The 15,799-nt window shown below is 44.9% G+C and carries 16 protein-coding genes; 6 read left to right on the forward strand and 10 right to left on the reverse strand.

Annotated features, from left to right (window positions below; translation table 11 throughout):
* Positions 1-22: 22 nt before the first annotated feature.
* Complete coding sequence (gene gmk / locus DFP77_RS06125; protein WP_114411400.1) at positions 23-646, reverse strand: guanylate kinase; 624 nt, start codon at positions 644-646, stop codon at positions 23-25.
* 258 nt (positions 647-904) lie between these two features.
* Here gmk and DFP77_RS06130 point away from each other — a divergent pair, with 258 nt between their 5' ends.
* Positions 905-3,112 carry an EAL domain-containing protein gene (locus DFP77_RS06130; RefSeq protein WP_258861077.1) on the forward strand — a complete coding sequence of 736 codons (2,208 nt, stop codon included), beginning with the start codon at positions 905-907 and terminating at the stop codon, positions 3,110-3,112.
* 4 nt (positions 3,113-3,116) lie between these two features.
* The gene (locus DFP77_RS06135) at positions 3,117-5,024 is read left to right on the forward strand and encodes a sensor histidine kinase (RefSeq protein ID WP_114411401.1); all 1,908 of its coding nucleotides are present in this window, start codon (positions 3,117-3,119) and stop codon (positions 5,022-5,024) included.
* Between the two features lie 20 nt (positions 5,025-5,044).
* On the opposite strand, the gene DFP77_RS06140 is transcribed toward DFP77_RS06135, so the two are convergent.
* Positions 5,045-6,247, reverse strand: coding sequence for an MFS transporter (locus DFP77_RS06140; RefSeq protein WP_258861078.1), 1,203 nt, complete (start codon positions 6,245-6,247; stop codon positions 5,045-5,047).
* Between the two features lie 96 nt (positions 6,248-6,343).
* Between DFP77_RS06140 and DFP77_RS06145 the strand changes: the two genes are divergently transcribed.
* Positions 6,344-7,153, forward strand: coding sequence for an AraC family transcriptional regulator (locus DFP77_RS06145; protein WP_258861079.1), 810 nt, complete (start codon positions 6,344-6,346; stop codon positions 7,151-7,153).
* A gap of 22 nt (positions 7,154-7,175) precedes the next feature.
* Here the strand turns inward: DFP77_RS06145 and DFP77_RS06150 are convergent, their stop codons facing one another.
* The 3 genes from DFP77_RS06150 to DFP77_RS06160 all read right to left on the reverse strand — a co-directional run bounded on the left by DFP77_RS06150 (position 7,176) and on the right by DFP77_RS06160 (position 9,191).
* Complete coding sequence (locus tag DFP77_RS06150) at positions 7,176-7,790, reverse strand: LysE family translocator (RefSeq protein ID WP_114411404.1); 615 nt, start codon at positions 7,788-7,790, stop codon at positions 7,176-7,178.
* Between the two features lie 74 nt (positions 7,791-7,864).
* On the reverse strand, positions 7,865-8,794 hold the full coding sequence (locus tag DFP77_RS06155) for a LysR family transcriptional regulator (RefSeq protein WP_114411405.1): 930 nt from the start codon (positions 8,792-8,794) through the stop codon (positions 7,865-7,867).
* Positions 8,795-8,873: 79 nt separating this feature from the next.
* Positions 8,874-9,191 (reverse strand): DMT family transporter, encoded by a 318-nt coding sequence (locus tag DFP77_RS06160; RefSeq protein WP_110577089.1) that lies wholly within the window; start codon positions 9,189-9,191, stop codon positions 8,874-8,876.
* 107 nt (positions 9,192-9,298) lie between these two features.
* Between DFP77_RS06160 and DFP77_RS06165 the strand changes: the two genes are divergently transcribed.
* Positions 9,299-10,192, forward strand: coding sequence for a LysR family transcriptional regulator (locus tag DFP77_RS06165; protein ID WP_114411464.1), 894 nt, complete (start codon positions 9,299-9,301; stop codon positions 10,190-10,192).
* 65 nt (positions 10,193-10,257) lie between these two features.
* On the opposite strand, the gene DFP77_RS19770 is transcribed toward DFP77_RS06165, so the two are convergent.
* Entirely contained in the window at positions 10,258-10,392 is a 135-nt protein-coding gene (locus DFP77_RS19770) for an entericidin EcnAB (RefSeq protein ID WP_110577088.1), read from the reverse strand.
* A 365-nt stretch (positions 10,393-10,757) separates the two neighbouring features.
* Between DFP77_RS19770 and DFP77_RS06175 the strand changes: the two genes are divergently transcribed.
* A complete protein-coding gene (locus DFP77_RS06175) occupies positions 10,758-11,585 on the forward strand; it encodes an ion transporter (protein ID WP_114411406.1) in 828 nt (275 codons plus the stop codon).
* A 57-nt stretch (positions 11,586-11,642) separates the two neighbouring features.
* Here DFP77_RS06175 and phnE (DFP77_RS06180) read toward each other — a convergent pair whose 3' ends face one another.
* The 4 genes from phnE (DFP77_RS06180) to phnD are packed head-to-tail and all read right to left on the reverse strand — an operon-like array spanning position 11,643 to position 14,972.
* Positions 11,643-12,452: a phosphonate ABC transporter, permease protein PhnE gene (gene phnE / locus DFP77_RS06180; RefSeq protein ID WP_114411407.1), complete on the reverse strand. Its 810-nt coding sequence runs from the start codon at positions 12,450-12,452 to the stop codon at positions 11,643-11,645.
* Positions 12,440-13,228 (reverse strand): phosphonate ABC transporter, permease protein PhnE, encoded by a 789-nt coding sequence (phnE, locus tag DFP77_RS06185; RefSeq protein ID WP_114411408.1) that lies wholly within the window; start codon positions 13,226-13,228, stop codon positions 12,440-12,442. Before phnE (DFP77_RS06185) ends, phnE (DFP77_RS06180) begins: the two co-directional genes overlap by 13 nt.
* Positions 13,228-14,022 carry a phosphonate ABC transporter ATP-binding protein gene (phnC, locus tag DFP77_RS06190; protein ID WP_114411409.1) on the reverse strand — a complete coding sequence of 265 codons (795 nt, stop codon included), beginning with the start codon at positions 14,020-14,022 and terminating at the stop codon, positions 13,228-13,230. Before phnC ends, phnE (DFP77_RS06185) begins: the two co-directional genes overlap by 1 nt.
* A gap of 8 nt (positions 14,023-14,030) precedes the next feature.
* Positions 14,031-14,972: a phosphate/phosphite/phosphonate ABC transporter substrate-binding protein gene (gene phnD, locus DFP77_RS06195; RefSeq protein WP_114411410.1), complete on the reverse strand. Its 942-nt coding sequence runs from the start codon at positions 14,970-14,972 to the stop codon at positions 14,031-14,033.
* Between the two features lie 612 nt (positions 14,973-15,584).
* On the opposite strand from phnD, the gene DFP77_RS19775 reads away from it, so the two are divergent.
* Positions 15,585-15,716 carry a hypothetical protein gene (locus DFP77_RS19775; RefSeq protein WP_258861080.1) on the forward strand — a complete coding sequence of 44 codons (132 nt, stop codon included), beginning with the start codon at positions 15,585-15,587 and terminating at the stop codon, positions 15,714-15,716.
* The last annotated feature ends 83 nt before the right edge of the window (positions 15,717-15,799 follow it).

The raw sequence follows: 15,799 nt of genomic DNA on the forward strand, positions 1-15,799 counted from the left end.
GGTAATTCTACTTAACGGCTTCTTATAATGACAAGAGATCATTTATAAGATTGCCATGTTTTTCACGCATTACTGTGGTTTTTGAGCGCATTGCGGTGAAAATCGACTGTAATTGAGAAAGCGCTGTATCAAAGTCATCGTTAACGATAGCAAAATCGTACTCATCGTAGTGTGACATTTCGTTTACTGCTTTGCTCATACGTCTTTGAATGACGTCGTCAGAGTCGGTGCCTCTTCCTCGTAAACGTTCTTCTAGCGCATTCAACGAAGGAGGGAGAATAAAGATTCCAAGTGCTTCTGGGTAAAGTTGGCGAACTTGACGAGCGCCTTGCCAGTCAATTTCTAAGATGACATCTAAACCTTGCTCTAGCATGCTGAAAACAGAGGTTTTTGACGTGCCGTAATAGTTATCAAATACCTGAGCATGTTCGAAGAACGCGTCATCGGCAATCATATCTAAAAAGTCTTCGACGTCAGTGAAATAGTACTCTCTACCATGCTCTTCGCCTTTTCTGGCCTCGCGCGTGGTATGAGAAATAGAAATTCGCACATTCTTGTCTTGACTTAGTAGCGCCTTATACAAGGTCGATTTACCCGCACCAGATGGCGCCGATAAGATGAATAAATTGCCTTTATGTTTGTCCATAGGGTTCTTTTAATCCGCCTGTCGATGTCTTTTCAACGTTTTACTATACCACAAACATTTACTTTAAATGTCCGTTATCGGCTTATCAGTTTTTATTGAAAAAATTACGTTTTTTCATGCCGCTTATGGACATTATCGAGTTACAAAAAAACTTTCTAATTTAGAGGTTATTTTCTTAAATACAGCTAGGCTGTTAGTAGGTAAACAGTATATTTGTATAAACGTAACATATTCGGAATAACACGGATGGGAAGTAAGATGGATTTATCCTTTAATGACAATTTGCCTCCAATGAAACTTAAGCCAAGGACAAGAAATTATTGCAAAGTATTGTCTGTCGAGGACGATAAAGATTACCAAGATGCCTTGCTGAATGGACTGAATGCATTAAATTACGATAACAAAAAGGTCGACTTTTTAACTGCGTCTTCTGCTCTTGAAGCGGCGACTGTGATTGCTGAGAATCCTGATATATCGGTTATTTTCCTCGATGTTGTTATGGAAACAGACCACGCTGGCTTACGTCTAATTCGAACTATACGTGAAGACATCGGTAATGATTTAGTGCGTATCGTGCTGCTGACGGGGCAAGCTGGCATGACATCCGCAGATGATTTAATTAGCCAATATGATATTGATGATTATTGGTGTAAGTCGGATCTTACGCAGGTGCACCTGCAAACGATTGTACTGAGCAATTTGCGCACATGGGAGCACCTTTCTGATATGAAAGAAGCTCGTCATAGCATGCAGTTACTGCTTGCTGCCAGTCAGCGCATCGCTTCTAAAAGTGATATTTCAGATTATACCCATTCCATCTTGGAAGAGCTTGGACAGCTATTGAAGGTGAAGAATGGCGGCATTGTGTGCTTCTTTCATCCAGAGAAAGAGGATCTAGCAAACGCGTCTATTGTTGCGACCAGTGGTGAATTTTCTGTACACAAAAATAGATATTTTTTACCGGCCATTGAAGACGATGTTCTGAAAGACACTGTTTTGAACGCTTATGAGCAAAAAAAGCATGTGTTTATTGATGGCTTCTCTGTGCTGTATTTCTCCAACAAAGAGCTAGACGGTCGAGTCTACATGGTTGTGGTTAAGATAAACCGCACACTAGCAGCAAATGAGATCAATTTACTTCAGGTGTTCTGCGAAAATATCGGCGCTGGTTTTCGCAATGTGGCTTTGAATAACAAGCTAACCGAACTGGCGTACATAGAACCCACTCTAGGCATTCATAATAAAAACTGGCTCATTCGCGATATTCGCGACATGTTTTCTTGGGAGCGGGAGAAAGCCACGCTGTTAATGGTTTGCGTCGATGACTTGGCTTACACGGAATCGGTTTTGGGCGCGAGCTATTGTGACCAGCTGATCTTATCTTTGTATGACTACCTTAATGACTTTTTTGGACAGTCTGTTGATATTGCTATGCTCGAACGCGATACCCTGATGTTGGTGGTGTATGACGATAAGGAATACACTGAATTGTCATTGGAGCGGATTATCCATACCAAAATTAAAGTCGAAAAAGCCACTCATTCGCTCGATTTAACCATCAGTTCAGTGACCTTGTCAGACTTCCCTTCATACAGTGCTGAGCAATTGATTAGTGTCGGGAAAAGTACGCTGGCAAGAGCGAAATACGAAGATGTCGCGTTTTTGGCATTTAGTAATGAATTGGCTTCTGCCATGTTTGGCCGCTTTGAATTACTGCAGGATTTGCGCGAAGCCATTTTAAATGATGACATCATGGCGTATTTCCAGCCTAAAGTGAGTTTAAAAGATAGCACCTTAATCGGCTTTGAAGCGTTAGCTCGATGGGAGCATAAAAATGGAAGCTTCATCCCCCCTGATGTATTTATATCATTGGCTGAGAGCAGTGGTTTGATTGCTAAATTAGATCGACAAATTTTACGGCAGTCGTGTCGGGCAATTCATACGCTCAAAGGCATCGGAATCAATGTGCCTATTTCTGTTAATGTGGCGGGCAATGAGATTATTCGCCCAGATTTCATCTCGACTTTTAAGGCAATACTTGAAGAAGAGCAGGCGCCAACAGAGCTGATCGAGTTAGAGATTACAGAATCACAATTGATTAACGAGAAAGCCACGATAAACAGACACTTATCAGCACTGAAAGCACTAGGCGTTAATACGAATATTGATGATTTCGGTACGGGGTATTCGTCTTTGGCGTATCTATCTACTTTGGCGGTCTCCACGCTAAAAATTGACCATAGTTTTGTGTGGCAAATGGAGGAATCGGAAAAGGATTGGGAGATCCTGAAAATGATCATCGAGTTGGGGAACTTGCTCGGATTGAGCGTGGTGGCGGAAGGTATTGAGACTGAGCAACAAAAAACGCATTTGCTGGCGTTGGGGTGTGAAAATGGTCAGGGCTATTTATTTGCGAAGCCCATGTCGATAGACGACACCATTTATTGGGTGCAAAAAGGCCGATAACACGATGCAAATAAAGACGTATTTATCACAGAAAAAACCATTGTTTTTTATGTATTTAGTCGGCATTTTTTTGTTTATCACCTTGCTGAGCTTTGGTACCTATCGTTATTTTTTAGATGGTAAAGTGAGTCAGTTAGCTTGGACTGAATCGGAAATGCTGTCACGCAGCGCGAGTGTTGTAAACCGAGAAATGGGCTATATCAAACGTGTGACCATGTTATTGCGTAATAGTGTTACGGCACGTCTTGCGCCACAACAATCGACCCAGTCGCAGAATGCGCCATTTCCTGATGACTGGAAAGCACAAGTGGCCGAAGAGTTTCGTTATTTTGCCCAAACGTCGGATCTTATTTCCCAAGTTAGGTGGATCTCGTTAGATGGTCGTGAATTGGTGCGAGTTAATGCTCAAGCGGGTCTTGTATCTAGAGTACCAGAAGAGCACTTGCAGAATAAATCTAATCGAGACTATGTGAAAAATGCGCCTAAAGAAGCAAATCAAGAGGTGTATATTTCACCTCTTGATTTGAATATAGAAAACCAAGAAATTGTTCGACCTTTTCAACCAACGGTACGCGGTGCGATACGTATGGCTGGTGAGATATCAGGTATTTTGGTGGTTAATTATGATCTGACTCAGCTGTTTGAATTAATGAGTTCATTGAGCAGTGATGATGTTTCATTAGAAATATTGGATGCCAATGGTTATTGGGTTCTAGCGGCTGACAAAAGGCTTGAATGGGGTGCGATACTTCATCCAAACGATGCAAGGTTTAATATCAAGTCGTACTTTCCTGCTATCTGGCAAGAAATGAATAACATCCAAGGACTGGAACGTTTTTTTCAAGATAATCGATTGTGGAGTTTATTCGAGCTTCATATCGATGGAGACGATAGCGAAAGCCAAGGCGTACCTCACGCGTCGTCTTTGTATCTGGTTGCACAATCTAATGCGAATGCGCTGACGGTCTGGCAGAGAACGCTAATTATGCGCATTATAGGTATCGCGAGCCTGTGCTTTTTGGTGATCGCATGGTTAGTATGGCGACAGGTGGCCGCTCAGTTCGAGACCTATCGCTTACTGAAGCTGGTAAAGCAAGAAAAAGACCAAGCAGAGCAAATGAATCAAAGTCTGAACGTGGCTAACCAGAAGTTAATTGATCTACAAGATGAACTGGTAGAAACCAGCAAGCTGTCTTCCTTAGGTCTGATGGTTGCAGGGCTAGCGCATGAAATGCATACGCCATTAGGTGGTGTCAGAATGGCCTTGTCTTCTTGTAAAGTCTGGCTGGATGAAGAAGCCAGCTCGCTTTCTCAGAAAACGAATGAGGGAGTGTTTAATTCATTAGCGATTGCAGAAAAGAACCTTTCTCGCGCATTGGATGTTGTATCTAGTTTTAAACGTATTGTGTCGGATCGTACCGCTCATGAAATGCAGACTTTCTATCTTCATGACGTCGCCAACGATATTGCTTTTACCTATAAGCCGGCTTTAAAAAAACGCTCTGATATTATGTTAAAGCTAGAGGTTCCGGATAATATCCAAATGTTAGGCTACCCAGGCATACTCTCACAAATCTTTCAAAACCTGATAGATAATGCCTTGGAGCATGGCTTTCAACGTCTTGATAAGGGTGAAATAAAGCTGGAGGCGACAGAGAAAAATGGCAACTTAGAGTTGGTGCTTAGTGATAATGGTAGAGGAATTGCTCCTGAAATGCAGAAACGCATCTTTGAACCTTTTGCCACGACAGGAAGATCAAAAAAACATACAGGGCTGGGGCTTCATTTAGTTAGCCAATGGGTAAATAAACTTATGCAAGGAAGGGTTGAAGTGAAGTCAGAAGTAGGTGTAGGAACGACTTTCACGTTAACGATTCCCTTGCAGCAAAAGATCGTAGAAGAAGAGTCTTAGTCTACGATCTCGCGAGCAATCTAATGGTTAGGCTTAGGGCTTGCCATCCAGCCTAATGTCATCCAAATTACGCCGATGCTCAGCATGACATAAAGCGGCGCAGTCCACGATTGGTGCCAATCATAAAGCGCACCAATTAACACAGGGCCAATGGCTGCAAGGGTATAACCAATTAACTGTGCCATGCCAGACAGGGCGGCCGCTTGTTTTGGGCTGTTGGTCCGTAAACTGACAAAAGACAAGCCTAAAATAAAGCCCATACTGACGCCAAAACCAAAAGACACCGACCAAACACCAGACCAACTTGGAATGAATAAAAAGCCAACTAGACTCAAAGTAGTGAGTCCTGTGGCAAACAAGCACAAACGTCTATGGCTGCCTAAGCGATTAATAAACGGCGCTAAAATCAACGAAGGAACTGCGCCAGCCAATTGCAAATAACCTTGATACAAGCCGGCCGTTGAATCGGTGTAACCGTTGCTCATTAAAATAGCCGGAACCCAAGCGACGACCACATAATTCACTAGCGAGTTTACAGCTAGAAATCCTGCTACTTGCCATGCGGTTACGGATCGCCAAACGGAAGTAGATATTTCAACGTTACCGGTTTGCGGCGGTTGATGCTGGGTTATTTTGCAACTGAACCACACCACCAAAGGCAACAGAATCAACACACTTTGACACGCCAGAGCAAACGACCAACCACTCATTGGCAGGTCAAAGCTTGGCTGTTCGGCATATAAACTCAATGGCACCGCAAGGCTCGACATCAAAAAGCCGCCGATGCTCATCATCAGCACATAAATCGCCGTGAGCTGAACCACGTAATGCGGAAACTCGCGTTTCAGTAAACTTGGCAGCAAGACATTACCAATGGCAATTCCGGCGCCAATAAATATCGCACCGATATACAAGGTACTTATCGAACCAAAAGTACGAATAATCATACCAATGGCAATCAAACCCACGCCCGACGCCAAAATGCGCTCAATACGAAAGTGGCGAGTTAACCAAGATGCCACAGGCGCAAAAAAGCCAAACGCCAACAGTGGCAAGCTAGTAAGCAAACCGGATTGCGAGCTGCTTAAATGCAGATCTGTACTGATTCGATCTAACAAGGGTGGCAAACCTGTCACGGGACCACGCAAACTCAGTGCTACCAAAAAGATAAACAAGAGTAAAAAGGCCGCGTCGTGTTGCGCTAATTTAAGTAATCGTTTCATGGCGTCCATTTCGAAAAAGAGGTTTTCGGGAGATATTGTCGATTCGCTATTATATGGGTTACTCTGCTTGCTGAATTAAGCGACTTGGACAATAAATTGCGAAATACAGACAAAAGCATTTTTGAGACACTGACCGACCTTTGTTTTGCGGATCATTATCCACATCGCGTTCTCGTATTGCGCTCGCAATCGGTACCACATAGTGAGGAAACGCCTTGGCACAAACATCAAAAAGGCCAACTGGTTTTACCGCTAACAGGTGTTGTCACCAGCTTTATCGACGACAAAATGTGGCTTGTACCGCCACGTTGCGCGGTTTGGATTCCCAGCAATGTTATGCATCGCAATCAGATATCACCCAATGCCGATGTGTGTATGTTGTTTGTCGATGGTAGTGATTTACCTTTGCCAGAGGTGGCTTGTACCTTGACGGTTACGCCATTTGTACGTGAACTGATATTGCATCTGCACTCGCAACAACGCTATGAAGAAACCGACCTTGCCACAGATCGGCTGGTTGATGTCTTGATCGACCAGCTTATTGAACTTGAGCGAGAAGAGTTTGATTTTCCCATTCCCGACGAGCCGACACTAAATCGCCTCGCTCTTGAGCTGATTGCCAGACCCAACGAAAAACGCACTCTAGGCGAATGGGCCAGCGACTTTGCCATGAGCGAACGCACACTGGCACGAATGATTAAGCGCCATGTACAACTCACTTTTGGCCAATGGCGAAGCCAGCTTCACATTGTTCTTGCTCTGCAAAAGCTAGCGATCAACATGCCGATCCAAACCATCTCCGAAGAGCTAGGCTACGACTCCGTCAGCGCTTTCATCACCTTCTTTAAAAAAGCGCTGGGGAAATCGCCAAGGCAATATCGGATTGAACGTTGGGGCAAGGAATGACAGAGCGCCCGTTACGGTTCGCTTAGATCGTCGTGAGAATATACAGCGCTAAGAAAATTAATGCTAAGCCAGATAAGCGATCAATCCACATGGCTTGGCTGCGCAACTTTTCCAAAAAGCGCGCATTCGATAGCAGGCACGCAATCAAGGTGTACCAAAGACCATCCACCAGCCAAGGGGTCGCTACCATGAGCATTTTTCCACTGATTTGATGAACTTCGGCAACGAAAGGGCTGAATAGCGCGGCAAAAAATAAAGCAATTTTGGGGCTTAAAATCGACACCAGAAAGCCTTCCTTTGCCGATTGAAACACGCTAACGGGAGTGCCGGATTCCAGTTTGGCCGCAATGCCACCTTTGGAACGCAGAGCATTCACACCAAGGTAAGCCAAATACGCTGCCCCTGCGTAACTGATGGCATGAAATAGCAAAGGAAACTGATGAAAAATCACCGCCAAGCCAAGCATGGATAGTAGCGCGTACAAGCCAATGCCTGTTGCGTGCGCCCAAGATGTGGCCAAACCGTTTGCTCGACCACCCGCCAAACTGTGTTTGATGACCATCGCGAGACTGGGGCCTGGTGAGATAGCACCAAGCAAACAAATGGTAAACAGGGAAAACCAAATAGACAGTGACATACGCTTGCTCCTTAATGATCGAAGCAGATTAGCAAGCCCTCATTATTATATGAAATCATATTTTCTCATTATGGTTATGATTTTGTATCATAGCCAATGGAATAAGTCGCTTTTGACATCGTCTGCAAAACCAGGTTTCTTACCCATAGGTGAGAAGGATCGTTGTCGTATTTTGCATGCCAAATGAGCCAGTACTTATGACGAGGTGTGGTGATGGGAAGGGGCTTATAGGTCAGCGAGAAGTGTTTTTTTAAATTTCGAGCAATGTGTTCTGGAATCACCAAAAGGTGCTGACTTTGACACAGCGATTGCGCTGCCGCATAGAAAAATGGCACCTTCAGCGCAAAGCGGCGTTGCTTTTCTAGTTTGGCTAACGCCTCATCCACGTAACTGTCTTTATCGCCACCGCCGATCACTTTAATATGAGCGTAGGCGAGAAGATCGTCAATGCTCAGAGTGTCTTGTTTTGCCAAAGGGTGAGCATGGCTCATCACGCAAACAGGGGAGTCTTCACCTATTTGAACAGAAGACACGCCTTCTGGCTGAGTCGGAGACATGCTGGATGCCAATTGAATATCGGAGGTGGCAAGCTGAGGCAATAAATCTGGCTGCCATAAACGATACTGCATTGATACATTGGGCGCGTGTGCTGCCAAGGCCTCAACAATATCAGGCAAAATATACTGCGCCACATAATCGCTGGATGAGAGCACAAACTCGCCATGCCATTTTGCTGGTTCGAATGCCTCTTCTACCAGTAAATCATCCAACTCTAGAAACCAATGAGTCAGCTTCGTTTGCAGCATTAGCGCTTTAGGTGTGGGAATCAGAGTATTGCCTTCGCGAATAAGCAATGGATCCGCAAATAAATACCTAAGCTGGCTAAGCTGACGGCTAACCGCAGATTGCGTTAGATTCAATTTATTGGCCGCGTGGCTAACATGGCGCTCCTCTAGCAACACCTTTAAGGAACGCAACAAATTTAGGTTAACACGGTAGATCATCTCGATAGGCTCACAGGCTGAAGAGTGGTCAGCTTATTTTTCGGCTTTACTCACCATAACGCAAGGTAAATTGCCCAACTTAATGGGCAAACTTTAACACCACCACGCCAAGGATAATCAGCAGTACGCCCATGTAGCGAAGCAAGGATGTCGGATCGCCATAAAACCAAATACCTAGCAGAAAGGTACCAGATGCACCGATTCCTGTCCAAACCGCATAGGCGGTGCCCATCGGAATTTCTTTCTGTGCCAACCAAAGCAAGGTACCACTGACCGCCATAAAGAAAATGGCAATAGAAATTCCCAACAGTTTTGATCCTCCTGATTGCGCCATCTTTAGCCCAACAGGCCAACCGATTTCTGTTAATCCTGCCAGTAGCAAATACAACCAACTCATTTCCATTACTCCATACTAAAAATATTCGCATTCATGTGGGCGAAGTTGCTTTTTATAGTATCGATATTTATGATGATAAAAAGTTATTAACTATCGATATTTTTCATATGTTAAGTCTTGAACAAATTAATATGCTGGTGTTATCCACTGAATTAGGGTCTTTTTCAGCGTGCGCGAGAAAACTAGGCAAGGTGCAGTCCGCCGTGAGCCACGGCATCAGCAGCTTAGAAATAGACTTGGGGGTTGAACTGTTTGATCGCACCTCTCGCAGTCCAAAGCTAACATCAGAAGGGGAGCGCTTAATTCGCAGTGCGAAAGCGCTTTTAGCCCAGTCCCATGAGTTTGAAAAAATTGCCGAATCCATTCATCGGCGCGAAGAAAGTGCGCTCACCATTGCCATTGATGATGCGTTAATCGCCCCTCATGTGTCGTCGATATTTGCGCTATTTGCTCAGCAATTTCCTTATGTCCAGCTAGACATAGTATCCCTTGCTTCTCCCGATATTGCCGAAGCCGTGGCGAATGGCAATATTGATATGGGGGTTATGTTTTCAGAGGTGGAAGCGAACAAACAAGTCGATTTCTGCTACGTGGGCGGTGTGGACTTTATGGCCGTATGCCACCGCGACTTTCCTTTGGCAGAACTGAGCTTATTGTCGGAATCAGACCTTGCACCCTATCGGCAAATAGCCGTTCGTGGTTTTTTCAAAAAAGAGTCGCAAGCCTTAATCAGCATGACGCCAAACGCATGGTGGTGTACAAGTAACTACGCGGTTTTAGAGTTGATACAACAAAAAATAGGTTGGGCGTATTTGCCCTTATCCTTGGTTCAACCATTCATCGAAACCGGTGATATTCATAAAATCGACGTGACTTTTGACCACAAGCCTTGGTCCGTTCCTGTGGATTTGGTCTCCAAAAAAGGCGCGAATCGCGGCCCAGCTTACCAATGGTTATTTGATGCTTGTAAAAATGCGTTTTCTGCGGACCTTTGTATGTGAAAAAGCCCACTTTTACATGGCGTAAAAGTGGGCTTTAAAATACTGTCATGACCTATAAAGTCGACTTATTCAGTCGCTTCGTGAATCGTTTCTTTCGTGCTGTTGTAGGCTTTTGAGGAGTCTTCTTTCACGCCTTCCCAAGTATTTGCACAGCCAGCTAATGCAAGTGTTACCGCAATGACTAATAATGGAAACTTCATGTTCACACCTTTTTTCGTTTGGAGTCTTTACAGGGTAACAAAAAGCTTCGTAAAGGGTAATCCACTATTTTGATTTAACTTAGGACAAGGCCTTGGCAGTACAGCCAATCGTTGAGCGACTTCGGCAGACGCAACTTAGAGCCTAGTAAAACATGTTTTTTGATCATATATCATTCAGGTATTTCTGTTACTAGTTACTGTTATTTTTTGCGTGTTTCATATTAAAAGGTCAAGCAAACAGTGTGTTTTTATAATCCTTTAATAGGTCAATTTTTTTACATCAAAATAGATTGATCTTATTTGGTCTTGCCATAGAATGGCTTTCATTTAATCTCTACTTGGGATTGTTTACATTGAGGTGATACATGTCCAGTACACTGGTTGTGCCTGAGAATTCCATTCGTCAGCGCTTAAAGGTGTTTATTGAAAACATCACTGTACAGCGTATTTTGCTGGCATTTATTTTAATTAATGCGGTTATTCTAGGGTTAGAAACCTCATCAGATATAATGGCCGCCGTTGGTCCGTTTTTAATTGCCTTGGACAAAGCCATATTGGCGGTGTTTGTGGTTGAGCTCACTATCCGTTTGTTTGTGCATCGCTTAGCGTTTTTCAAAGACGGCTGGAATGTGTTCGATTTTATTGTCGTAGGGGTTGCCTTAGTACCAGCCAGCGGGCCTTTCGCTGTACTGCGTGCTCTCAGAGTCTTGCGGGTATTGCGCGTGCTAACTTTCGTGCCATCGATGAAGAAAATAGTCGGTGCTTTGATCAAATCCCTGAATGGCATGTTGTCCATCGCTATGGTGCTGGGTCTGGTGTATTACGTGGCTGCGGTCATGGTGACCAAATTATTTGGCGAGGCGTTTCCTGAATGGTTTGGCAGCCTAGGCGCTTCTTTGTATACCCTGTTCCAAGTGATGACCTTAGAAAGCTGGTCCATGGGCATCGCACGTCCTGTTATGGAAGCCTTCCCTTACGCTTGGGCGTTTTTTGTTCCATTCATTCTGATTGCTACCTTCACCATGCTCAACCTCTTCATCGCCGTCATCGTCAACGCCGTACAAACCATGCATGACGATGAACACAAAGACGAGCTAGACGCTGAAAAAGCCACCCAGCAGCAGTTAATGGAGCAAATGCAGCAATTGCAGCTCGAACTACAGGCACTGCGCCGGGATATGAATAAACCGTAGCAACAAGAAGGAACCCAGTTGCACCATTAGGCCGTGAGGTCTAATGGTGCTTTTGGTTTAGATAAGCAGGCTACGTACTTTTGCCGAGAAGTATTCCGATACGACCACGGTGGCAAGGATCACAAGGATGATCAGAGTCACTTGAGGCCACGCCAAGGTATTCAGTGACGAGGATAAGAACAAGCCGATGCCGCCCGCGCCAACGAGTCCTAGAATCGTCGATTCTCGAATATTAATATCCCAGCGAAATATCGCGATGCTCAAGAAGGCTGGCAATATCTGCGGGATGATTGCGTAGTTGATGACCTGAAAGCGTGATGCTCCAGTGGATTCGATCGCTTCCACACTGGTGCCATTGGTTTCTTCTATGCTTTCATAAAGCAGCTTGGCGACAAAACCAATAGAACGTAAGCCGATGGCGATGATGCCAGCCAAGATCCCTGGCCCTAAGATAGACACCAACAGCAATGCCCAGATCAAGGAGTTGATAGAACGCGATGCCGCAATGATGAACAGCGCAACAGGGCGAACAAACTTCGTTGATGGTGTGGTGTTTCTGGCCGCTAAAAAGGCCACCGGAAACGCCAATATCACTCCAAGCAAAGTACCTAACGTAGCGATGTTGAGAGTGTCCCACAAGGCTTCGTACAGCTGGTTTATATAAAGCCAGTTTGGCGGAAACATCCTGCTTAGAAGATCTGCACCTTGTTCGGGAGCGTCGTAGACAAACACCCACATGGTTTCTTCGTTCATCACCTGCCAGCAGTAAACCGTTAGCAACACAGTGATAAACCAGAACCCCCAGATGATCCGCGCGTGGCGACGATTATTGCTATGCCAAAGCGTCGATTGATCTAACTGACCCATTTTCTAATCCATCCTGATAAGTATTCGCACGCCATAACAATGACAATAATGATAAGAAGAATGGCGCCAGCTGAATCGTATTCGTAGCGATCGATGGCTGTATTTAAGGTCGCGCCAATACCGCCAGCGCCAACAATACCGATCACCGCGGATTCGCGAAAGTTGATATCAAAACGATAAAAAGACAAACCAATCATACGTGGCATCACTTGCGGCCAAATGGCCATGTGAACGCGCTGTAACCAAGAGGCGCCCGTGGCGCTGATTGCTTCTAACTGCTTGCGGTCAATGCCTTCGATTTCTTCGGCCAGCAACTTGCCAAGAAAGCCAATAGTCGCATAAGTCAGCGTTAGGAAGCCGGCAAATGCACCAAATCCAAACAAGGCGACAAGGAATATCGCCACAATGATCTCTTGCATAGAGCGCGACAAAGCGATGAAAGAGCGACAGAACAAGTACACAGGTTTAGGAGAAATATTACGCGCTGCACCCACCCCAAAAGGCAATGACAGCAAAATGCCCACTACGGTCGAGGTGACCGTCATTGTCAGGCTTTCTAAAATCCCAGCGTAGATGTCTTTCGCGCGGCTGGTAAAGTCTGGCTGTAAAAAGCCAGCAAGGAATTTTGCGCCGCGGTCTAAGCCTTCATAAGCACGCATCCAGTTAACCTCGACGCTGCCAATGCCAACCACTAAATAGGCAATAAACATAACCCACAGCGCTAAGCGCCAGCGTTTATTGGGGACGAGGTAATGCGGCCTTTGCCAAGTACGCATTAAGCCACCTCCACCTGTTCAAGTTCATCCGCATCATCCTGAGGTTCTGGATGCCAGTCTTCGTCACCATAAATACGCGTCAGCACATCTTCGGTCAGTTCATCTGGTTTGCCATCGAATACGACTTCGCCACCTTGAAGACCGATAATACGATCCACAAATTGCTGAGCTAATGGCACATCGTGGATGTTGATGATGGCCGGCAAACCGTTTTCACGACAGATAGACTGGATCAGACGCATTATTTGGCGTGAGGTTTTTGGGTCTAAACTAGCCGTTGGTTCGTCTACCAGTAGAAGGCGTGGATCCTGCGCCAGAGCACGAGCAATGCCGACACGTTGGCGTTGGCCGCCAGATAGCTCATCTGCACGCTTGTTGGCGTGATCGATTAAGCCAACACGGTCCAAATATTCAAAGGCGTTGTCTATGTCGTTGCTCGGGAACTTACGCAAGAAGCTGCGCCAAAACGGCAAGTAACCCAATCGGCCTGATAAAACGTTTTCCATCACGCTTAGTCGTTCGACCAGCGCATATTCTTGGAAGATCATACCGATTTTGCGACGTTGGGTACGCATTTGGCTGGTGGACAGCTTGCTAAGGCAAGCGTCTGCCAAGTAAATGTTACCTTCGGACGGTTCAATCAAACGATTGATACAGCGGATCAAGGTAGATTTACCGGCCCCACTGGGGCCGATTAATCCAACGATTTCTCCTTCAGGTACTTCAAAGCTAATGTCTTTAAGTACCCAAGGGCCAGTTTTGTAGCGTTTCTTTAAATGTTCAAGTTTTAACACGTTATCGCCTATTTGCAGCTGTAAGAAACGCCATTGGCGGTATCAATTTTACGAATGACGTTCCAATGTTCTTTGAACGTAATAGGTAAGAACTGATCTTCACTTTTGAATTCTTGCTTCAGTTTGCTGCCTTTCCAATTAAACGTGAAAAACGCTTCTTTGATCTTCTCTTGTAGCTCTGGCTTTAGGTTATATGCCACACCATAGCCCGTAGTTGGGAAGGTTTGAGACTTATAAATAGACTTAATTTGGTCGGCTTTCACGACATCACGCTCGACCATACGGTGTAAAACAGAGTTAGCAACGGCTGCGGCTGGGTAGTCTTTATTCGCAACGCCTAGGATAGAGTTGTCATGCTTACCAGAAAAAACAGGTTCAAAATCACGCTCAGGAAGCATGTCGAAGTCTGCTTTCAAAATTGCTGATGGCGCTTTAAAACCAGAGTTCGAGGTTTGAGAAGTAAAGGCTAGCTTCTTACCCTTGATGTCTGCTGGCTTATTAATGCCAGAACCTGGGTAAGTGATGATTTCCATTTCGTAACCAAATGAACCATCTGCTGCCGCCATCATTGCGAAGGGACGAAAGCCCGCACACGCAACCGCTAGAGGGTTTGAACCTGTGTTGAAACCCGCTACATGAAGACGACCTGCACGCATGGCTTCAATTTGCGCCGCGTTGGATTGAACTGGATAGAATTTTACTTTTTTACCTGTTACGTCTTCCATGTGTTCTAAAAAGTCTGACCAAACATCTTCGTATACTGCTGGGTCTTCCACTGGAGTGTAGGCAAAAATCAACGTGCTAGGGTCTGTTAGCTTAGATTTATCCGTAGGAATATCAGCTACCAGATCGTTATCGTTATCCACGTAGCGGCTATCTAGAGAAAAATCCGCGTACGCAGCGTTAGCGGCGATGACAGAGGTAAAAGCGAGTGTGCAAAGGCGTTTCATAAAGTCTTCCTTACCCATGAGATAATGGTTGATTTGATTTAATTCATTGGGAGCGTGACAGTCACTCTAGCGTGAAAACATGACACTTTAGTGACGATATGCCGACAGAGGAGAGGGGGGAGATCTTTCGAAAGATTAAGAAGATAGGGGAATTGTAAAAATATTTCTCCTTTTATTCAGATGGCGACCTGAACCATGCTTAACCTCTTCAATGCTGTGCAAATCAGCCCTGCATCCGCCTCAGCGAATAACTTGTTAAACAAGAAACGTTTAATGCTTGAAAGCGGTTTATAGGAGGCATAGGAAAACAGATGTCTGTTGGGTTATGTATAAAAAACACGAAAAAATAGACAGGTCATCAGGATTTTTATTTTCATGTCGAAAAAGTGAGAGAATTTCGACATGAAGGCTTGTTATGTCGATGGTATCGACATAATAAAGCTCAATCCATACGACTCACCAACACCGGGCTTTGAGTAGGAAGCTTCCAAGTAGTACGCTATCCCTTGGGCTTTTGGGGCAATATGGGCAAATCCTTCGTTAACAACACTTAGCCATACACCAACCCTACTCAACCTCTTCATAGCTGTCATCGTTAATGCCGTACAAACCATGCACGACGACGAACACAAAGAAGAGATCGACACAGAAAAAGCCACCCAGCAACAACTATTGGAGCAAATGCAACAGCTACAGCTGGAGTTAAAGGAACTGCGTCGGGAAATGAAAAAAGGGAAGGAGTGAGAGTTCTGATTGCTCTCCACATGCTTTTGGTAGATGGTTTACGGTTAAACATAGTTTTATGGTCCCATTCGTTTTTAAAAAGT

The organism is Marinomonas foliarum (genome assembly GCF_003337275.1).
Lineage (GTDB): Bacteria > Pseudomonadota > Gammaproteobacteria > Pseudomonadales > Marinomonadaceae > Marinomonas > Marinomonas foliarum.